Raw genomic sequence first — 21,179 nt, 5'->3', positions numbered from 1 at the left:
CAAAGGAAAAACAAGTGAAAATCTTACTTTTAAACGATAATCCAGTTGTTACAAAATTAGTTACATTAAGTGCACAGAAAACTTCAGATGATTTAGATGTAGTTGGAAGTGTAGATGAGATTGAAGCATCTGGAAGTTACGATTTACTTGTTGTTGATGATACAAAATATAGCGATACACTTTTCGATGAGATTGGTGCTAAAATCAGTTTTACAAAATCACTTTATATAGTTTCAAGAGATGCACAGAGTGTTGAAGCATTCAATACAACACTCAAAAAGCCATTTTTACCTACGGATTTAGTCGAGTTATTTGCTGTACTTGGAAGAGAGCTAGATGGTCCTATAGAAGAAGATGTTGAGGAACCTACTGTAGATGAGCTAGAAAAAGAACTAGATTTAAATAGTGAAGTATCAGAGTTAGATGATGAAGTAGTTTTAGATGGTGAATTGGATGGACTAGATGACGAGGTAGTGTTAGATGAAGAACTATCTGACTTAGACGATGAGATTAGCTTAGATGATGAACTTGAAGGTTTAGATGATACAACTGAGTTAGATAATGAGTTATTGATTAGTGAAGATGATGAAATCCAAGGTGAGAGTGTTTTAGATTCTGAAGAGGCACAAAAAGTAAAAGATCTTTTAGATGAAGCAGAGGCTGATGAAGACTTGGGATTAGAAGACGAGATAGCAGAAGATGAAAGTGATGAAAATGTTGTAGATTTAGATGCAGATTTTGATGAAAAAGTAGATGAAGTTGTTTTGGATGATGAAATCCAAGAAACTATAGAGAAGAGTGCAGAATTACCAGACAATTTAGATGAGCTTACAGATGATCTTGAAGATTTTGAATTTCCAGAGGGGCATGAAGAAGAGAAAGAAGACTCTTTAGAAGAAGTTGTGGAAGAAGAGGCTGTTGTAGAGGAAGAAGAATCTTTAGAAGAGCTACCAACTGAAGAAGACCAACAAGAAGAAGTTCCTGATGATGGAACAGAGTTTGATTTGGATGAGCTTGTAGAAGGTTTTGATGAAGATAATGTATCTACTGAAGATGAAGTTACAGAAGAAACTGTAGAAGAGCTGGAAGAGTTAACTGATAATGAGGAACAAAAAGAAGTCCTTGATGAGGGTACAGAGTTTGATTTAGATGCACTTGTAGATGGTTTTAAAGAGGAAAATCAAGAAGAGGAAGTTGTAGAAGATAAAGCCTCAGAAGAAACACCACAAGAGGAATTAGAAGATTTATCAGACGAGTTACCACTGGAAGAAACAGAAGAACAAGAAGAGACTCTTGAAGATGAAGCTGATTTTGATTTAGATGCTTTAGTGGAAGATTTTGAAGGGGAGGATACTCCATCAGAAGATGAACTTTTAGAAGAAGAGTCTTTAGAAGAGCTACCAGCTGAAGAAGATAAACTTGAAGATATCGCAGATTTGACAGAAGAGATAAAAGAAGAACTTCCTGAGGAACTTGAGGAGATAGATGAAGAATCTGCTGACGAGGAAGTTGAAGAAGATATTTCAGCACAAATAGAAAATGCCGTAAGTCAATTAACACAAGAAGATTTAGATAGTGAGATAGATTTTGATATTGATGCACTTTCAAGTAATGAACTGAAACTTGCTCTTGGCGAAGAGGTTAGTGAAGATGAGCTTATAGAAGATGAATCTGTAGAAGTTGTACAAGAAGAACCTGAACAAGAACCTAGTGAAGATGAAGCCCAGATGGAAGAAGTGTTAGAGGATGTTGAGGAGGATTCTATTCAAGAAGAGATTCAAGATGAAGAAGTAGAAGAAGAGATCGTTCAAGAAGATTCCAATGATGGGGTGGAAACACTTAAAAAACTGCTTGAAGCATTAAGCGATAAAGATATAGCAGCATCATTAAAAGGACAAAAAATTAGTATTAATATTACGATAGGTAACGATAAATGAGTTATATAAATGGTGCAGTAATAGTGCTTTCAGGACCAAGTGGTGCTGGGAAAAGCTCTTTAATCAATGAGATATTTGATGAGCTTGGGAACTGTTATTTTTCAATTTCAACTACGACTCGTGCTATAAGACAAGGTGAAGAAAATGGTGTTCATTACCATTTTGTCAGTGAAGAAGAGTTCAAAAAAGATATTGAAGAGGATAATTTTTTAGAGTATGCTACTGTACATGGGAATTATTATGGAACTTCGCTTAAACCTGTAAAAAAAGCACTTTCAGAGGGAAAACTTGTTATCTTTGATATTGATGTTCAAGGTAATACTGCTGTGCAAAATAGACTTGGTGATATTACAACTTCTGTATTTATCACTCCACCAACATTAAGTGAGTTGGAAAAAAGATTGCGTAAGCGTTCAACTGATGATGAAGAGGTGATAGAACGTCGTATAAAGATGGCAAAAAAAGAGATTCAGCGTGTCAGTGAATATGAGTATCTTCTTATAAATGATGATTTAAAAACTGTGGCACAAAAGCTTCTTTTGATCGCAAAAACTGCACGATTTAAAATGGCAAATGAAGAGATAAATAACTTTGTGCAACAGTGGGAAGATATTTAGCCAATATTATTATTAATTTAAATAATAGAAAAATTTGCTATAATCTCACACTTAAAATAGATAAAGGAAATTATTATGGGTTTACCAGGTGGATACGAATGGTTAATTATACTTGCTGTAGTTGTAATATTATTTGGTGGTAAAAAAATTCCTGAACTAGCAAAAGGTTTAGGAAAAGGGATCAAAAACTTTAAAGATGAGATGAAAGATGCAAAAGAAGAGGTTGCATCTGATGAGCCTAAAAAAGTTGAAGCAGATACAGAAGCATCTGAAACTGAGGCTCCAAAAACTACTACACAAGCGTAACAACATTGAAACAACGTGTATCACAGATACTTCGCGACAAACTTGGTCGTGAGGTTGTTTTAGAAAAACCGCGTGATCGCTCTTTTGGTCACTTTGCTACACCTATAGCTTTTTCACTTGCAAAAGAACTTAAAAAATCACCAATGGTGATTGCAGAAGAATTGGCGAACTCTTTTGATGAGAGTGATGAGTTTACATCAGTTGAATCTGTAAAAGGGTATTTAAACTTCCGTTTGAGTGAAAACTTTTTGGCAGAATATGCATCTTGGGCACTCAATAATCCAAGCGAATTTGGTAAGCAAGAAAAAAATCAAAAAGTACTTTTAGAGTTTGTTTCAGCAAATCCAACAGGACCACTACATATTGGTCATGCTCGTGGTGCTGTTTATGGAGATACTCTTTATAGACTGGCAAAACATTTGGGTTATAACATTACTGCTGAGTATTATGTAAACGATGCTGGGAATCAGATCGACTTACTAGGTCTTTCTATCCAGCTATATGCAAGAGAAAACATTTTAAAAGAGGATGTTGAGTATCCTGAAGCATATTACCGTGGAGATTATTTAGAAGATTTATCAAGCGGTGCTGAGGCAAAATTTGGTCGTGAAATATTTAGCGATGAGTCACGTCAAAAAGAACTTGCTATGTGGGCTAAAGATGAAGTGATGAAGATCATTGTAAAAGACCTTGGTGATACGAATATCTTCTTTGATACTTTTGTTTACGAGTCAACACTTTATGACGATTGGGATCGTGTAATGGCTAAGATGGGGGAGGGTGTTTATGTCAAAGAAGACAAAACATGGATCGCTTCAGAAGCCAAAGGCGATGAGAAAGATAGAGTTGTAGTACGTGAAGATGGACGCCCAACATATCTTGCTGGTGACATTGTGTATCATAACCAAAAGTTTGAGCGAGGATATGAGCACTACATCAACATCTGGGGTGCTGACCACCACGGATATATTTCGCGTGTGAAAGCTGCTATTGAGTATCTTGGATATAGCAGTGAAAAGCTTGAAGTTTTACTCTCTCAAATGGTAAGTCTATTAAAAGATGGCGAACCATATAAAATGAGTAAACGTGCTGGAAATGTAATTTTAATGAGTGATATTGTGGAAGAGATAGGCTCAGATGCACTTCGTTATATCTTTGCAAGTAAAAAAAGTGATACTGCACTAGAGTTTGATCTTAGCGAATTTAAAAAACAAGATAGTTCAAACCCTATTTTTTACATCCAATACGCTCATGCTAGAATTAAAACACTTTTAGAAAAAGCGGAAGTCTCAAGTGAGGATATTGCCAATGCAAGTTTGAAAAATCTTGATGAAAATGCAGATACTTTACTTTTTGATGCTTTATTACTCCCAGAAGTGATAGAAGATGCGTTTAGTTCTCGTCAGATTCAAAAGCTTCCAGATTACCTAAAAGCACTTGCAGCTTCACTTCATAAGTTCTACTACGATGTTCGCATCATTGGAACTGAAGATGAAGCAAAACTTCTTAAACTTCTATGCGTTGTTGCACTTAGCATCAAAACTGGGCTTGGGCTAATGGGAATTGAAGCAAAAGATAAAATGAGTAAAGAAGACGAATAGTCTAATTCTTCTTTAACTCAGGATAGAGTTTATACACCTCTGGCAGATAGATTTTCGGTACTTGAATAAGTATCGGATTTTTCTCTTTATCTAACCACTTTAAAATTTTCAGTAAATCTTTTTCTTTCATAGAGGTACATCCAACCGTTGGATGATTTTTTTCCTTTTCGATATGTAAAAATATACATGAACCTCTTTTTTTCTCTTGTTGCTGATTATGTACAACAACAAGTCCATATTTGTATTGTTGATCTTTACGTTTCATATGTTCAAAGCTTTTTATACCACTATCAAAATTAACAAATCGATTATAAAACCTTGAATTTATATCATCAACGCACAATAGATTATCATTAGCATGGATGTATGGGATGTTTAGATCAAGTTTATCTTGGTAGCCAAAAGCAAAACCGATATCAAAAATACCAGCTGGTGCTTTTTTATCTCCTTCCATTTTTAGGGGTTCATTGGTATTATGTGTTATTTTTTTGACACCAAGACCCCACCCAAGACCATTTTTCCCAATGTTGACATCTATATCTTTAAGTACCTGTTTATCCCCATCATAAGCAGATAACGTAGCTTTTGAAGTGTCAAAATTATCTGCAACAACAAGTACTATTTGCTGGGCACTTAAAAGACAATAGGAAAAACTTATAAGGATTAAGAAAACTTTTATCATAAAGTATGTTACTATTAGAAAGATTTGATTTAAATAAAAGTTGGAAAGTATAATGAGTGTGACAATTAAACAAGCTGTTGCTACAGATGCACCTTTTCTTGCTCAGATGATTTTAAAAAGTTCTCGTGCTGGTAAAAAGGCAGGATTATTTGATTTTTTATTTGATATGGGATCAGAAGATGATATATTAAAAAAACTAGAACAACTCACACAAACAGAGTCTAAAAGTCATTGTCATTATAAAAACTTTCTAATTGCCCAAATAGATGGGCAAAATGTTGGAACATTATGTAGTTATGAACCGAGAATTTCTAATCAAGAAACTTTCGAAAAAGCACTCAAAGAGATAGGATGCTGTGAAGATTCAGAGGGTATCTTAGAAGCGTTTTATGATTGTACATTTAATATCCGAAAAAGTATACTTATGTTTGACTTTATGGAAGAGCTAGATAATTTTGTAGATGTAGGTGTTTTAAAATCTCTTATGCAAAAATCATTACTCACTGCTAGACTTCGTGGTTATAGGAAAGCACAATCTATTATAGAGATAGGCTCACTTGAAACTGAGATGTTTTACAAAAAACTAGGGTTTACATTTGTTGAACAAAAAGAGTGCGTAGATTATAAAGAAACTTTTGGAAGAAGTGGAATTATGCTCTTTGAGATAGAATTTTAAGGCGTTATACATAGAACCAACCATCTTATCTATCATCCCTCCTATACTTGCTATATTTTTAGCACTTTATACGCGTAATGTTTTACTTTCACTTTTTGGTGCTATTTTTTTAGGGGTTCTAATACTACAGGATTTCTCTTTTTTTAGTGCAGTTAATGGTACCTTTTCCCTTTTTATAACGTTACTCTCTAAAGGGTGGATACTTAAAACTTTAGGGTTTGCTATTCTTGTTGGAAGTATCATGGAAGTGTTAGAGAGTTCAGGTGCTATCAACTCTTTTGTAGCATATATGACACAAAAACGCTCCATCGTAAACTCAGCTCGCTCAGCACTTATGATTAGTTATATTATAGGAGTTGTGATCTTTATAGAGTCCTCGATTACTTCGCTCATCGCTGGAGCAGTTGGGAAGCCTTTATGTGATCGAGAAGGGGTAAATCGCGCGAAACTTGCGTATGTATGTGATTCAACCTCTGCACCTATAAGTTCTCTTATCCTTTTTAATGGTTGGGGAGCATTACTTTTAGGTTTGATTGTTACACAAATCGATTCTGGGATTATTCAGGGAGATAGTGTCTCTTTACTTATAAATGCAGTGGTGTTTAATTTTTACTCTATAAGTGCGTTAATAGTAACTTTTGCAGTTATTTGGTTTGGACTATATACTCCAAGTATGCAAAACGCAACACTTTACCCATCTAAAGCGATCAATCTTAGCAGAAAAGAGAGCTCTTTAATGCAGATGTTTTTACCAATCCTTTTTTTGGTAATTTCAGTATTTGTATTTTTGGCTATCACTGGAGATGGAAATATACTAAAAGGGAGTGGTTCAAGCTCAATTTTTTATACAACACTTACAACGATGTTATTTATGTATGTTTTGTATGTACTAGGTAAAAAGATGAGTGCAAAAAACTACTTTAAAGCTTCTGTTGCTGGTGGAAAAAAACTCTTTCCAATCGCTATGATACTTCTGTTTGCTTTTGCAATAGGGGAAGTTACAAGTGAGTTAAAAACAGGATTATATCTTGCTTCATTTGCAAGTGAAAATATTAACATCCATCTCTTAGCAGCGGTGATCTTTGTTTTAAGTGGGATTATCGCATTCTCAACAGGGACTAGTTGGGGGACTTTTTCTATTATGATTCCTATAGCAGTACCAATGGCAGTAGCACTTGATGGAGATGTCGCTTTAGTTATAGGGGCTGTAATTAGTGGTGGCGTTTTTGGCGATCACTGTTCTCCGATTTCAGACACTACGATTATCTCATCACTAGCTTCGGGATGTGAAGTAGTTGAGCATGTAAAAACACAACTCCCTTATGCACTTATAAGTGCTTTAATAGCACTTGTATTGTTTTTAGTGTTTTCTTTATAAGTATTTACTTTTATACTCTTGATCTATCAATTTTTGGAGATTTTTAGCTTCTGTTGTATTTGGATATAGACGTATAAATTCTCTATAAAAATTGATATTTTTTGAGCGTTTAGCTTCGTCATATTCTTCCATTTTTTTGACTCTATTTGTTTTTAATGTGAGATATTTATAGTGAAGTTCTCCATTTTTCATCTCTATTCTTACCACTGGAACTACTCTGTTGTCTAGTATCTTTTCTTTAAGTTCTGCATAGTTCTTTGGCTCTGTTTTTACAGAAAATTTTGTATGAAAATTATTTGTTGTAGAGTAAAGTATCCCACGTAATCTTTTTGCTTTTTTGTCGTAGTAAATTTTAGAGAGTTTTGGATCGCCTAAGAGAGTTTTTATTGTTTTTTGAGATGAGTGAAAAATCTCTTGAAGAGCATAAAACTTTTCACTTATATTAAGCTCTTCATCATAGACAATCGCATCAATCTCAGAATTTTTTTCTTTTACGGGTGTGACAACTGCTACATTGTTTGAATAGTTAAGATTTTGGATATAGCTACTTTTAGCTCCATTATAGAGATTGTTCTTTTTTTTATAACCTAAAGCGGAAGTGTAAGTTTTAGAACTTTTTGATTTATAAGTATAGATAACAGGGACATTCATCTTTACAAGATTTCCTTTATTCCAAATCAGTTGAAAGTACTGCTGGTATGGTTGAAATGGGTTGTTTGTATAGATGTCTTTTTTATTAGGAAGCCTCCAATTATCTTGGGTACCGTTAATTTTTAGTTTATTTAAAGAAGCAAAATACTTTTTATACGAGTCTCTTTTTGACCGATAATAACAACTTAGATTTTCATTGCCTATATAGATGATTGTATTGAGTTTTGTTCTAGATATCTGTGGAAATTTTTTTGATGAAGCACCTATAGTTTTAGGAAGAAACTCTTTAGGTGTATACTGTTTGACATAGTCAACATACTCACTTGGCAATGCCCAAATAAGCTCAGTTTTTGGATCATAGAGTGTATAAAACTGCTCGTTGGTAGAGTTCCATACAAAAGTCGGTATATCGATCAGTTTTTTAAGTGTGACATTGTAAATAGTGGGTTTATTGACTTCGATCCATGTTGTGTAAGTTTGATACCCATGTTTGCTTATTTCTACTTGGTAGTTGTCAGCTTCTAATTCTATACCAGCATAATACTTTGGTTTTATATTTAATATTTTGATTGTAGCACCATCAGGTGCATTTATAGTGAGTGAGGGTGGGAGTGGTTTTGTAATATTTTGCTCTATTGGTTTTTGTACAATTTCTGGTTCAGGAGGCGTTGATCCACATCCATGAAAAAAAAGTGTTATAAACCCAAGTGAGAGTAAAAAGTTACGTAACAATTTTTAGTTCCCTAAGTAGTAGTTGATAGAGTACTTCATATCTTCATCGAGATTTTCCATACCTGTGAGCATCCAACGAAGATATGCTCCGTCTTGACTTGCTACCTCTTGAAGTGTTTTTCCTCTATATTTTCCAAAACGAAAAGTTTTGACTAAGATTGGTTCTTTTGTCAGTGCGACCATTTTTTCAACTGGGTTTTCTTTTGGAAATTTTTCCTGTACAGCTTTACGTAGTTCTGTTAAAAAGAGTTTTAAAACCAGTACATCTCCTATAGCATCATGCGCTTTTACTTCAATGCCGAGAGTTTGGGCTTCTTGTTTTTCTTGTTTATACAGTCCCATTTTATAGCGGAAGTATTGTAGACGGTGTGCTTCTTCATTGTCAAAGATATGTTTTGCAACACGTAAAGTATCGATCAGTTGCATTTGTAAGTTAAAGCCCTCTTTTTGAAGCATCCCTATATCAAAAGGAGCATTGTGAATAATCATATAGTTGTCTTGTGTATTTAACTCCTGAAGTCTTTTGTAAGAGGACATCTCTATACATGCAGGTTTACCCTCAATCATCTCAGGAGTGATGCCATGAACTTCCATTGCAGGGTATTTGATGGTAACATCGCTTGAACAAAATTCATTGTGTACCTCTGGCTCTTTTGCACCTAAAACCATGTAACCGAGTTGTATGATTCTATCTTGCTCATCTGTTCCTGTTGTTTCTGTATCAAGTATTATATATTTTGCCATATAGTTAGTGTCTATCTCTTTCTTTCAAATTCCACTGAAAATTGTTTTGTAGTGTTAGGTTTTAATTCTATAACAAAAGTAACTAAATTTCCCTTAGTGTAAGTATATTTTTCTTTAGAATGGAGTTTTGAGTTGTTTGATTTAGTAAAAGGGATACGTAGAGTAACAGTTTTTTCCTCTTTTGATTTGTTTTTTACTGTATAGAGAATTTTGCTATTTATAGAATGTTTTTGCTCATCTCTTTGAACAATTGTTTGTATCACTTTGAGATCAAACTCTTTACCGATATTGAGATCAACTTTTGTATCGCGTGGTGTGTGTGAGATTGCACTTTCACCTAGAAGTATAGTTTCATCACCTAGTTTTCCATACACTCTTACAGTTCCTTGTAAAAGAGGTTGTTCGAGTGAACTAAACGAGATTTGCTGCATCACACCACTTGTTTGTTCCGTGTAGAGATACAGAGGGTTTTGTAAGTCAGCTATATATGAACGCTCGATTTTCATATCTTGTAAAGATAAAAATTTTATCTGTGTTTTTTCATTGTTAGCAATATCTACTTTAAAAGGGATTTTGTAGTAATGATACCCTTCAAAAGATTGCTCCTGTACCATCGTGTCACTTTTTGCAAATGCAGCTACTGCTTCATATTTTTTAGCAATTGGCTTGTTTGCAAAGTTTACATCTCCAGCAAGAAGTGCTAAAGAGGTATTTTCAAAAGCTTTTCCAGAGTGATTGTTTACACTCAACCAACCTGTTAAATCAGCAGAGTTTTTTTCGATGTTTAAGATATAGTCACTTTGAAAAGAGATGTTTGAGATGAGGTAGTCAAGCTGCATCAAATCATCTTTAGTTTTGTTTACATCTATATTCCAAACAAGTGAAGGTTTTGTGATCAAACTTGAAGGAATATCTTTAAATATGATATTTCCTGCTGTTGTAGAGATAATCTTATCTTTTTTAGTTTTGACTAAAACATTAAAACCATCAGCAGATAAGAGTGTAGCTTTAATCTGTTTGTGTTCAGAGATTTTTACTAAAACTTTTTTGTTTATATGTGCTTCGAGTAGTTTTTGTAAAGTGAGTTTATCGTAGCGGTATTGTTGTGAGTAAAGTGTCACTCCAGTTGGAAGTTTGACATTTACCGAGTCTGTATCTATAGTGTTTGCCACATTGTCATAAACGATGAATGTATCATCTTTTTTAAGATGCAAATCTCTTGTTTCATGCACAAGGGCATGATTACCGTTATAAACTATCAAAGAAGAATCTGTTGGTTGGGATAAACTTGCACCAAAACAAAGGCTAGAGAGAACTAAAAGAGATGTAACTGTTTTCATAAGAGTACCTTTTGAAATAGATAGTGTTAATGATACTCTTTTATGATGAATGGGTTGAAAATCATTTCAAAAGTTGTAAAAACTTTTCTCTTCGTTCTTCTAACCTCTTAGCCTGTTCCCATCGTCCCCGATGGGAATGCATATAAAATTGCTATTTTAATATTCTGTTGCATAAATTTTGTATGAAGTGTGTTGAATAGTTTTATTATTATCAGAGTTTTTGCAACAAACTTTAAAATTTGTTTGTTTACCACTATGAAGAGTTGACATGAACTCTGTACACTGTTCAATAAAAGTCTCATTGGCATCAAATAAATCAACTTTTAATTTGTACATTCTTACCATTTCATTTGAATTATTTTTGATATTTCCTAAGATGACAGTTCTACCATTTCGTTCTACTTCACGATCTTCTGAAATGGTTAGTTTTTCTATCGTTTCAGCACTTACCCAAAAAGATTGGGACATTTTCATTGAAACAAAAGCAAAAATAAAACCTGCTGTAATACCAGCTATTAAGCCTATAAATAAACCATTTCCAAATTTTTGTAAAAAGATTTTTATAAAGTTCATTTAATTTGTCTCCAATTATTTTATTTTTTGAAAAGTCTTATAAATACTATATATACTTAAGTATTGGGTACTTTACTATAAAATTATTTTACAAATAAGTGTTTCTTTGTTCCCATCGTCCCGATGGGAATGCATATAACTAAAATCATAAAGAAAACTCCGTAAAGTAGATATATATACTCCAACGCAGAGCATTGGAGCAAGACTTTCTATGCTTATTTTAACACAAAAACCACTATACTTATAAAAAAGTAGGGCAAAAAGTGATCGCAAATCCTCTTATTTATCTGTTTGTTTTAGCACTTATTGCAAGTGGGTTTTACATCATCGAGCAACGCTCAAAACTCAAACTTTTTGCTTTTGTTCCTCCTGTTGTGATGATCTACGCTTTTGCTATGTTTTTGGCAAGTATGGGGGTATTTGCACAAAACGATGAGGTGCATTCGATTTACAAACTTGCAAAAACAAACCTGCTCCCTGCTATGCTTTTTCTCATCCTTTTACAAGTTGATCTGCGCGATTTTTTCAAGCTTGGAAAAAAACTTCTGATCGCGTATGTTTTAGCGGTGTTCTCGATCGGACTAGCGTTTATAGTTGTCGTACAGCTCTTTGGTTTTAACAAAGAGATTGCAAGTGCATTTGGCGCACTTGTAGGGAGCTGGATGGGTGGCACTGCAAATATGGTAGCAGTAGGTTCAGCACTTGGTGTAAGTGAAGAGAGCTTTGCGTATGCACTCGTTGTAGATAGTGTAAACTACACGATCTGGGTTGCATTTTTACTCTTTTTAACTCCCTTTGCACACATCTTTAACCGTTTTACAAAAAGCGATGATCTTGGATCTAAAATAGAGACGATCGGGTGTGCGTGTACGATCGGGGCAAAACGCTACTGGCTACTTATACTTTTGGCGATCGTGGTTTCATTTATCACACAGTTTCTAGCACTTAAAATAAACCTTTTAAACTCCACAACTACCATAGTGATTTTCGCTTCACTCTTTGGCATTTTAGGCTCTTTTACAAAACTGCGTGAGGTTGGCGGCTCAAACGAGATCGCAACTACGATGCTCTACGTTCTTATAGCGCTCATCGGCTCACAAGCTGTGATCGAGAGCTTTTGGGATCTGTGGGTGTATGTGTTGGCGGGTTTTATGATACTCCTGATCCATTTTATAGTTATGGTGTTTGGTGCGAAACTTTTTAGGCTTGATCTATTCTCGATCTCGGTTGCATCACTCTCTAACATCGGCGGTGTAGCATCTGCTCCGATCCTTGCAGCAACTTACAACAAAAAACTTATAGGTGTGGGTGTTTTAATGGCGATTATGGGTTACATCATTGGGACATTTGGCGGGTTGTTTGTTGGAAATATTTTAGTGGGGATGGCACAATGAAGATAAAAAGTGTCACCATAACAGAGGAGAAGATCCCTCTAAAAACCCCTTTTATAACTGCGCTTCGATCGGTTGAAAATGTAGAGTTTATACGTGTGAAGATCAAGTTTGATGATGGGAGCATTTTTTACGGGGAAGCTCCAGCGACCAAAGCGGTTACGGGGGAAGATTTAGAAAGTATTTCGCAAAATATCCAAGAATTAACTCCGCAACTTTTAGGTTTGCAAAAAGATGAAGCGCTAGAACTCATTCATAAAAGCTCTATGGGTTCATCTGCAAAAGCGGCTTTAGATATAGCTTTGGTTGTTCAAGAGAAGATCGAAGATAGTGAGCCGATAAAAACCGACATTACGATCTCACTTGGCTCAAAAGAGAAGATGCTCTCAGATGCAAAAAGTGCTTATGAGGATGGAATTAAACTCTTAAAAGTAAAACTGGGAAGCGACATAACTCATGCGATTGAGGTGACAAACGAACTCGATCAAAACTTTAGCGATGTTAAGCTACTCATCGATGCAAACCAAGCATGGAGTGTGCAGCTATGTTTGGAGTATATAAACGGAGTGCGAAACTGCAAACATATCAAACTTATAGAGCAACCCGTAAAAGCACAAGACAAAAAAGCTCTTCAAATGGTTACGCAAAACTCTCCGTTTCCAATACTAGCAGATGAAGCTGTTTTTACTTTAGAAGATGTCAAGTATGTGTATGAAAATCAGATCGCAGATATGATCAACATAAAACTTATGAAATGTGGCGGTGTGAGTAAAGCCATAGAGATTTTAGAGTATGCAAGGGAGCATCAGATCACTTGTATGTTAGGTTCAATGTTAGAAGGACCCATCTCTATAAACGCAGCATTGCAACTTGCATTTAACAACCGAGATGTAATCAAGTATGTTGATCTTGACAGCCCTTTGCTTTACAAAGAGCCATCAAACCTACTTAATTTTCACTTTGATCAGGGATCGTTTTATACGCAATAGTTGAGAGCCAGTAGTAGCCAAAAACACCGCTAAAAAGTGAAGCTACGAGTATGCCTATTTTTGCTTGAAAAATTAGCGCCTCATCTCCTAAAAATGCAAGATCACTTACAAATATACTCATGGTAAAACCGATCCCTGCAAGTGCTGAAACTCCAAAGATTTGCGAGAGTGTAGTTTTTTGTGGAAGATGGGCGATGCCTAATTTTATGGATAGAAATGACACACCAAAAATCCCTACTATTTTTCCAATAATAAGCCCAAAAATAATTCCCAGCGAAACGTCACTGAATAAACTCTCCCCAACAGATGAAAAGTCAATAGCGATCGCTGCATTTGCCAGTGCAAAAATAGGGATGATCACAAGCCCGACAGGAAGATGAAGGGAATGCTCTAAAATAGCAGCAGGGGATGATACAGAGTCTATTTTGTCTTTTACATTTTGTAAGATCGCTTTTTGTTTTTCGTGCATCACATGATCGGTAGTGACTGGGTAGCAGTCAAACTCATCGAGCAGATTACGCGTGTGGTTTGTAAACATTACAGGGGGTGTTTTTGGTCGCAAAGGGATGGTTAAAGCAGCAAGAACACCAGCTATAGTTGCGTGTACACCAGATTCAAGCATAAAAAACCATAAAAATATTCCCACTAGAAAATAGGGTAAGATTGAGCGAATACCAAGCAAATTAAAAAGTATCAAGACACCAAATGAAAGTGCTGCTAAGGCTAAGGCTATCATTTGAATCTCTTGTGTGTAAAACAAAGCGATCACGATAACTGCTCCCAAGTCATCTACGATCGCTAAAGCTGTTAAAAATGTTACAAGCGGTTTTGAGACTTTTTTACCAAGCAGTACGAGTGCTGTGATCGCAAAAGCGATATCGGTAGCCATAGGGATACCCCAGCCATTTTCCCCAACAGAGCCAGAGTTTAGCGCTAAGAATATAAGAGCTGGAACAACCATTCCGCCAATAGCTGCGATGATCGGTAAAATTGCCGCTTTTACGCTTGAAAGTTCCCCTATTAAAATTTCCCGTTTGATCTCTAAACCAACAAGAAAGAAAAACACAGCCATAAGTCCGTCGTTGATCCAATGATGCAGTGAGTGTGAGAGTTTCCAAGTCCCTACGTTAAAGTCGATCTTTGTGTGGATAAGATGGAGATAACTATCGTAAAGTGAGGTGTTGGCAATGATGAGTGCCAAGATAGTCATAAACACTAAAACCAAACCACTTGTAGCCTGTCCATGGATGAAGTGCTCAAACGGTGTAGCGATTTTTTCAAACGCTTTTTGTAGTGGCGAATAATCTTTCATAACTTAATTATAGCAACTATTTTTGACATTAAATAATTTGAGAAAAAAAGTGCAGTATAATCGCTTTATGAATTTAGAGAGTTTCAAAAATCAAAAAATTTTACTGCTTGGAAAAACACGTGCATTCAGCGATGAAGAGTTTAGATCGCAACTAAAAACCTATATGATCGAGATCACAAAAGAGCCAAGTGATCCGTTTTTGTATGTACTAGAGGGTCGGATGCAAACTCCGTATGAGCAAAATCTTTTAGATGAGCTTTACGAGATGAAAAAGTACGAATTTCTTTCGATCGATGAGTTTGAAAAACTTGTAGCACAAGGGATCGATAGTGATGTGCTACTAATGAGTTTAAAGCTCTCTAACGACAAAGAGCGCCTTAAAGCTTTTTTGCAAAATGAGTGCATAACAGATGAGCTGTTTTTTAAACTGCTAAAAAATTACAAATGGAGTGGCGAAGATTTTTTTGACAATGATGATAACCGCGATGTAACTGCCGCATTGATCGAGCGTTTTTATGAAAATATAGAGCGAAATCACAATGTGCAGTTTGCAACAACGGGACTTATTCACTTGATCTCGCAAACAGATAATACTGATCTTTTAGAGGTAATTAGTGAGCTAGAACCCGTAAAGTTTCACCCGAAGATAAAAGTGCTTTTAGCAACACACCCTAAAACGCCGAAAAAAGTTTTGAAGCGGTTTTTAAAAGAGGGTGAAGCAGAGGTTTTAGAAGCTATATATACCAATGAAAGTTTAGACCATACTCTGGCAAAAACTCTGATCGATGATGAGAATGTAGCACGAAAACTAGCTGAAAATATCACTCTGAATCAAGAGATGTTTTCGCTTTTGTCAAAGTATGTAATCCACTTAGCGAGAAACACAACTTTAGATGCTACAATGCAAAGATATCTCTTAGCGTTAGATGATGAAAAAGTAGATGAAAACTTGGCACAAAATAGTTCACTAACTTCTGAGAATTTAGAAGTTTTATATAAAAAATCTTCAAACTTGCACCCATACATTTTACAAAACAAAGCTACGCCAAAGGCTCTTTTAAAGAGCGCATTTGCAGATGAAAACAACCATGTTTTTTTAGCGAAAAATGAAGCAACTCCACAAGAGATACTTACAAAACTTTATGAACTATCAAAAAGTGATATACTGCTAGAATTGGCACGAAATGAAAACACACCCGTCGATCTGCTTTACCAGATGCAGCTTGATAGTAGGTTTGAGAGAGCGGTGCGAACAAACGCAGCATTTGGAAAATATATTCAAACACAAAATATAGGATGGTTATGAAAGCAACGAATTTAGTAAAATCTTTACACTCTTTGATAGAACAAAAAGTACCTACCTTTCTTTGGGGTGCTCCAGGGATCGGAAAGTCATCAATCGTGCGTGAGATCGCAAAAGAGAAAAATGTTGGTTTTATAGATCTTCGTTTAGCACTCATGGATCCAACTGATCTCAAGGGGATCCCTTTTTACGATAAAGAGAGCCACACCGCACTTTGGGCACCTCCAGCATTTCTGCCAAAAGAGGGTGAGGGGATTTTGTTTTTAGATGAGTTAAACTCTGCTGCTCCTGCTGTACAGTCTTCTGCGTATCAGCTGATACTCGATCGTCGCATCGGGGAGTATGAGCTTCCTGATGGGTGGGCGATCGTGGCTGCTGGAAACCGTGAGGGTGATCGCGGTGTGACGTACAAGATGCCCTCACCTTTGGCAAATAGATTTGTTCACTTTGAGTTGGAAGTAGATGTGGATGACTGGCGTGAGTGGGCGTATAAAAATGAGATCGATCCAAAAATCATCGCTTATATCTCTTACAAAAATGAGCACCTTTTTACCTTTGATCCTCGTAGTGATACAAAAAGTTTTGCAACGCCAAGAAGTTGGGAATATGTTAATAAGATTTTAAATGCCAAACTAAGTAGTGATGTGATCTTAGATAGTCTTAGTGGGGCTGTCGGAAAAGATGTAGCGGTTGGCTTTTTGAGTTTTATAAAAGTGATGGATAAACTGCCAGATATTGATGCGATTTTAAATGGAAAAGGGAGCAAATATCCTGAGGAGATCGATGTGTTGTATTCACTTAGTTCTGCACTTGTAAGCGGGGTACTAAAAGATGAGAGTAAACTAGATAATCTTTTAAACTATACGCTTGAACTAAAGGGTGAATTTGCTGTGATGATTGTCCAAGACTTGCAAAGAAATGGGCTGACTATGGAACATTCTCCAGCGTTTAAAGAGTGGGTGCAAAAGTTTTCTTACTTGCTAACATAATATGAAAAACGAAGAAAAAATCTCACAAGCAAAAGCAAAACTTTTAGTAGAGTACCCATACTTTGGAACTTTGGCTTCTAAGATTGCACTCGAGATCAACGATGACATAGAGAGTTTTAAATCTGATGGAAAAAAGATCGAGTATCGTGAAGAATATCTGGCTGACCTAGAACTCTCAGAGATTGAGTTTATCTTGGCAAATGGAGCGATGCATAAAGCACTTGCTCACGAAAACCGTAAGGGTAATCGCAGTGGTTGGCTGTGGCAAATGGCAACCGATATAGCGATCAACGATATGCTGATCGAAAATGGTTTAGAGATGCCATACGGTGCAGAGTATAGAAAACGTTTTGCGGGAATGTATGCCGAGGAGATTTATGCTGAGCTTAAAGATGACATCTTGCGTGATGATGAAGAGCTTGAATATGAAGCAGACGACGCAGAAGATGTAGAGCAAAATCAAAAGGAAAAAACAAAAGAGCAGTTACAAGAGGAGATTTTGCAAGAACAACTCCAAGGGGAAGAAGCGATAGCACTCTTAGAGCAAAAGTTTCAATCTGGAGAAATCCCAGAGTCGATAGAGCGTTTTTTTGATATCTCACATTTTGGCAAAATAGACTGGCGAAATGAACTTCGTGATACAATCGATAGATATTATCGAGATGACTATACGCTTATTCCCCCTTCAAAAAAACTGCTTTATCAAGGGATTTATCTGCCTTCAAATATCTCAAATACTTTTAAACTCGTTATCGCGATCGATAGTTCTGGTTCGATCGACGAGGAGTTATTAAACGAGTTTTTAAATGAAGTAAATTTTTTGATGGAGCATTTGCAAAACTATCAAATTGATTTACTTATATGTGATGATAAAATCCATTCTCACAAAACATTTTACAGCGGTGAGATTTTAGATGTGCAGATCATCGGTAATGGTGGTACAGATTTTCGACCTGTTTTTGAGTTTGTTGAGCAAAATATAGATGAGGTAAAACTTCTTTTGTATTTTACAGATTTGGATGGGATTTTTCCAAAAAATACACCAACATACGAGGTAAAATGGATCACAACTAGAGAAAAAACTCCCTCATTTGGTCAAATAATCTTACTTAACTAACACTTTGCTAACGCAAAAACTCTATACTCTTTCAAAAGTAAATAAATTAGGAAGAGATAATGAGACTAGATGGCAATAATATGATAGAACTTTTGAGCCTATCAAAACATGATAAAAGAATTGTAGAGATGCTTGAAGAGTTAGGGAAATATAGTGCTATAAATGAATCACAAGAAAGTACAATATTTGTACCCCTTGAAAATTATGGTGCAGAGATTATGTTTGACTCGAAAAACTGCGTGACAAAACAGCCAACAAAGCTTCATTTAAATCAAATAAAATTAACTTCACAAACTTCCATAAAACTACCATTTGATCTAAATATTGGTGATGATTATCAAACAGTTGTTAAAAAAATTGGGCAGGAGGAAAGCTATAAAAATAAATTCATGAACAATAGACTTCACTGGGATATGAACGATGGACTTAAAAAATACAAGATGAACATCAACTTCAAATCAACTGACCTTCAAGAGTTAGAAAAGATTACTTTAGTTCTTGCGAGTTAATTTAGCTGTTCTACTTTTACAACTCGTGCAATAATTAAAATAATTAACCACGATAAAACCATTGTTATAAAGGTATGACTGAAAAAATGATCTCCTATAATCATCTTATAACTTCCCATAGCCCAGCCGATAAACAAAGCTACACTAAGAGCAATATATTTATTTTTTCTTTTTCTGAAAAAAAAGAAAAAACTCATTAAAGCAAATCCACCACTTGCATGTCCTGCAGGCCAACACTTAAGTTTGTGACCTAGTTCAAGTACTTCTTGAGGATAAAGTTCCCAAACTTTTGTTTTTGGATATAAACCACCGTACATGGTTACATCTCTTGGGCATGGCATATCTGTGTTTGATTTTAGTCCACCTACAAGAGCAGGGACAAAAATAGCTGATAAGACTATAACTATAATCTTTTTTTTATAAGTGTTGATAGTTTGACTTTTTTTATAAAAAGCCAAAGAAAACAAGAATAAGATACCAATAATAATGAGTAACTTTTTTATACCATCATAAAAAATAAATTTATATGGTTCTAAATTTGGAGATAAAATCCATTGTTGTGTTTCAAAATTAAAACAGAAATTTTGTATATATTCATCAGTATTACTCAAACCAAAAAACACAATGATAACAATTAAGATAGCAAAAGTAATAAAGATATTTTTATTACTACTTGCCATTGAACATATCCAATTCTTGATCATATGCAGTTGTTTGTACTTTGAAAATTCCTAGTAATGAGTGAAAAAAATTGTCTTGTGAAAACTCTTGATCTTTTTGTGCTTTGAGTACATCAACATTCAACTTTTGTTTCATTTTATCACCAAACCACATAAGCGAACCTATATGTTTTTGAGCATCTGGAGCCATGAAATATGGTAGACCATGTAAATAAACACCACCTTCACCAAGAGACTCTCCATGATCACTCATATAGATCATGGCAGTTTGATATGTATCGTCATATTGTTTTAAAAACTCTATCGTTTTTGCAAGGAACATATCTGTATATAAAATGGAATTGTCATAACCATTTTTGATCTCATCTTGCGTACATTCTTCAAGTTGATTTGTTTCACATACTGGTGTGTATTGTTCAAAATCTTTTGTATAACGTTTGTAATATGCTGGACCGTGGTTCCCCATTTGGTGAAGTATGATAAGAATATTTTTGTTTTTATTGTCCTCTATAAATTTTCCAAGACCAACTAACATACCTATATCACGGCATTCACCTTCGGTACAGATGGTGTTGTTAACAGGTTTTTTATAGTTTTCATAATTTACTCTAAGGGCTACACCTTTAGAATCTGAATTGTTATCACGCCACAAAATAGCTACTTTTCCTGTATGCTTAATTACATCTAAAACATTTTCGTTCGTAATCCCTTTTTTGTAAGAGTAATCTCCTCTATCAAATTGTGAGAACATGCATGGTACTGATTCTGCAGTTGAAGTTCCGCACGAATACATCTGTGAGAAGTTTATAATATCTTCTTGTTTTAAAAGAGGATTTGTGTCTCGTTCATATCCATTGAGTGAGAAATGATCGGCTCTGACAGCTTCGCCAACAACCATAATAACAAGTTTTTTTGTAGTGTTTTCATCTTCGTTTATCTTCGCATCCTCTCCTAAAGGTTTCACAATGATAGGACCTGAGTTAAATGTTTTACTAATGTATTTTACTGTTGAATATATCCAATATGTTGGATTTGTTGAATAACGTAAAGGTTTGTGCTCACGGAAAAATGATGTATAGTGTTTTGAGAAGATAAAGACACTTAACAGTACAAGTGCCAAAGAGGCAAAAACAGTGATAATTTTTGCGAAAACCTCTTTTTTAAATGCTCTATATTCAATTTTTACTTTATAGATTAAGTATGCTGGTAATAGACCTAAAAAGATAAAATAGAGTACTTGTTTAATGCTAAGAAGATCAAGAGATTCGTGTATATCTGTTTGCATCATATTTCTAATCATCGAATCGTCAATAACGACTTTGTAAGAGTTCATGAAATAGTTTGTCATTGATGAAACAATTACAACGGCAATTAAAATAGTTTTAGTTGTATATTTTGAACTGACAAGTGTAAAAACGAGAGTGATGACAGATACTAAAACAAGCCCAAGTGAAAATAAAAATCCTGAATTTGAAAAGTTAAATGGATAAATTTCTAAAACATTATGAAAAAACGAGTAGTTGTCAAATAGGACTAAAAAAATTGCTGTAAAAATTATGAGTTTTATTTGTGTGAGTGTTTTAATAATGTTTCCTTTTTGTAATTTATGAAATATTAGCAAATTTAAATGAAGATTTGTTAGCATTTCTTTT

20 protein-coding genes are annotated in these 21,179 nt (G+C 35.0%); 12 read left to right on the top strand and 8 right to left on the bottom strand.

What is annotated here, in order from left to right; all coding sequences use genetic code 11:
• Positions 1–14 precede the first annotated feature (14 nt).
• From ACQY56_RS05590 to argS, 4 genes are all read left to right on the top strand, one after another.
• Positions 15–1,937 carry a hypothetical protein gene (locus tag ACQY56_RS05590; protein WP_428737560.1) on the top strand — a complete coding sequence of 641 codons (1,923 nt, stop codon included), beginning with the start codon at positions 15–17 and terminating at the stop codon, positions 1,935–1,937.
• Entirely contained in the window at positions 1,934–2,554 is a 621-nt protein-coding gene (gene gmk, locus ACQY56_RS05585) for a guanylate kinase (RefSeq protein WP_428737561.1), read from the top strand. Before ACQY56_RS05590 ends, gmk begins: the two co-directional genes overlap by 4 nt.
• A 75-nt stretch (positions 2,555–2,629) precedes the next feature.
• Positions 2,630–2,860, top strand: a complete 231-nt coding sequence (locus ACQY56_RS05580) for a Sec-independent protein translocase subunit TatA/TatB (protein ID WP_428737562.1) — start codon at positions 2,630–2,632, stop codon at positions 2,858–2,860.
• A 5-nt stretch (positions 2,861–2,865) separates the two neighbouring features.
• Positions 2,866–4,461: an arginine--tRNA ligase gene (argS, locus tag ACQY56_RS05575; RefSeq protein ID WP_428737563.1), complete on the top strand. Its 1,596-nt coding sequence runs from the start codon at positions 2,866–2,868 to the stop codon at positions 4,459–4,461.
• Position 4,462: 1 nt separating this feature from the next.
• Here the strand turns inward: argS and ACQY56_RS05570 are convergent, their stop codons facing one another.
• Positions 4,463–5,143 (bottom strand): L,D-transpeptidase family protein, encoded by a 681-nt coding sequence (locus tag ACQY56_RS05570; RefSeq protein WP_428737564.1) that lies wholly within the window; start codon positions 5,141–5,143, stop codon positions 4,463–4,465.
• A gap of 52 nt (positions 5,144–5,195) precedes the next feature.
• Between ACQY56_RS05570 and ACQY56_RS05565 the strand changes: the two genes are divergently transcribed.
• Together ACQY56_RS05565 and ACQY56_RS05560 are read left to right on the top strand one after the other, a co-directional pair.
• The gene (locus ACQY56_RS05565) at positions 5,196–5,819 is read left to right on the top strand and encodes an acyl-CoA acyltransferase (protein ID WP_428737565.1); all 624 of its coding nucleotides are present in this window, start codon (positions 5,196–5,198) and stop codon (positions 5,817–5,819) included.
• Between the two features lie 241 nt (positions 5,820–6,060).
• Positions 6,061–7,197: a Na+/H+ antiporter NhaC family protein gene (locus tag ACQY56_RS05560; protein ID WP_428737567.1), complete on the top strand. Its 1,137-nt coding sequence runs from the start codon at positions 6,061–6,063 to the stop codon at positions 7,195–7,197.
• Here ACQY56_RS05560 and ACQY56_RS05555 read toward each other — a convergent pair.
• The 4 genes from ACQY56_RS05555 to ACQY56_RS05540 form a co-directional block, all read right to left on the bottom strand.
• Positions 7,192–8,580 carry a hypothetical protein gene (locus ACQY56_RS05555; protein WP_428737568.1) on the bottom strand — a complete coding sequence of 463 codons (1,389 nt, stop codon included), beginning with the start codon at positions 8,578–8,580 and terminating at the stop codon, positions 7,192–7,194. The two genes, ACQY56_RS05560 and ACQY56_RS05555, sit on opposite strands and share 6 nt — an antisense overlap.
• Positions 8,581–8,583: 3 nt before the next feature.
• Entirely contained in the window at positions 8,584–9,324 is a 741-nt protein-coding gene (locus ACQY56_RS05550) for an exonuclease domain-containing protein (RefSeq protein ID WP_428737569.1), read from the bottom strand.
• A gap of 11 nt (positions 9,325–9,335) precedes the next feature.
• Positions 9,336–10,664, bottom strand: a complete 1,329-nt coding sequence (locus tag ACQY56_RS05545; protein ID WP_428737570.1) for a DUF4139 domain-containing protein — start codon at positions 10,662–10,664, stop codon at positions 9,336–9,338.
• Between the two features lie 156 nt (positions 10,665–10,820).
• Positions 10,821–11,237: an FxLYD domain-containing protein gene (locus tag ACQY56_RS05540; protein ID WP_428737571.1), complete on the bottom strand. Its 417-nt coding sequence runs from the start codon at positions 11,235–11,237 to the stop codon at positions 10,821–10,823.
• Positions 11,238–11,500: 263 nt separating this feature from the next.
• On the opposite strand from ACQY56_RS05540, the gene ACQY56_RS05535 reads away from it, so the two are divergent.
• Together ACQY56_RS05535 and ACQY56_RS05530 are read left to right on the top strand one after the other, a co-directional pair.
• A complete protein-coding gene (locus ACQY56_RS05535; RefSeq protein ID WP_428737572.1) occupies positions 11,501–12,631 on the top strand; it encodes a DUF819 domain-containing protein in 1,131 nt (376 codons plus the stop codon).
• Positions 12,628–13,617 carry a dipeptide epimerase gene (locus tag ACQY56_RS05530; RefSeq protein ID WP_428737573.1) on the top strand — a complete coding sequence of 330 codons (990 nt, stop codon included), beginning with the start codon at positions 12,628–12,630 and terminating at the stop codon, positions 13,615–13,617. The genes ACQY56_RS05535 and ACQY56_RS05530 overlap by 4 nt, the downstream gene beginning before the upstream one ends.
• Here the strand turns inward: ACQY56_RS05530 and nhaA are convergent.
• A complete protein-coding gene (gene nhaA / locus ACQY56_RS05525) occupies positions 13,577–14,929 on the bottom strand; it encodes a Na+/H+ antiporter NhaA (protein ID WP_428737574.1) in 1,353 nt (450 codons plus the stop codon). The two genes, ACQY56_RS05530 and nhaA, sit on opposite strands and share 41 nt — an antisense overlap.
• A 67-nt stretch (positions 14,930–14,996) precedes the next feature.
• Between nhaA and ACQY56_RS05520 the strand changes: the two genes are divergently transcribed.
• The 4 genes from ACQY56_RS05520 to ACQY56_RS05505 are packed head-to-tail and all read left to right on the top strand — an operon-like array spanning position 14,997 to position 18,847.
• Entirely contained in the window at positions 14,997–16,235 is a 1,239-nt protein-coding gene (locus ACQY56_RS05520; RefSeq protein WP_428737575.1) for a hypothetical protein, read from the top strand.
• On the top strand, positions 16,232–17,221 hold the full coding sequence (locus ACQY56_RS05515) for an AAA family ATPase (protein WP_428737576.1): 990 nt from the start codon (positions 16,232–16,234) through the stop codon (positions 17,219–17,221). The genes ACQY56_RS05520 and ACQY56_RS05515 overlap by 4 nt, the downstream gene beginning before the upstream one ends.
• A gap of 1 nt (position 17,222) precedes the next feature.
• The gene (locus tag ACQY56_RS05510) at positions 17,223–18,338 is read left to right on the top strand and encodes a vWA domain-containing protein (RefSeq protein ID WP_428737577.1); all 1,116 of its coding nucleotides are present in this window, start codon (positions 17,223–17,225) and stop codon (positions 18,336–18,338) included.
• A gap of 59 nt (positions 18,339–18,397) precedes the next feature.
• Entirely contained in the window at positions 18,398–18,847 is a 450-nt protein-coding gene (locus ACQY56_RS05505) for a hypothetical protein (protein ID WP_428737578.1), read from the top strand.
• Here ACQY56_RS05505 and ACQY56_RS05500 read toward each other — a convergent pair.
• A complete protein-coding gene (locus ACQY56_RS05500) occupies positions 18,844–19,527 on the bottom strand; it encodes a phosphatase PAP2 family protein (protein WP_428737579.1) in 684 nt (227 codons plus the stop codon). The genes ACQY56_RS05505 and ACQY56_RS05500 overlap by 4 nt on opposite strands.
• The gene (locus ACQY56_RS05495) at positions 19,517–21,172 is read right to left on the bottom strand and encodes a phosphoethanolamine transferase (protein ID WP_428737580.1); all 1,656 of its coding nucleotides are present in this window, start codon (positions 21,170–21,172) and stop codon (positions 19,517–19,519) included. The genes ACQY56_RS05500 and ACQY56_RS05495 overlap by 11 nt, the downstream gene beginning before the upstream one ends.
• Between the last annotated feature and the right edge of the window lie 7 nt (positions 21,173–21,179).

This window comes from Sulfurimonas sp. (assembly GCF_050296975.1).
Classification (GTDB): Bacteria; Campylobacterota; Campylobacteria; order Campylobacterales; family Sulfurimonadaceae; genus Sulfurimonas.
Note: the sequence above shows the minus strand (reverse complement) of the source record. Positions and strands in the feature narration are given on the sequence as shown.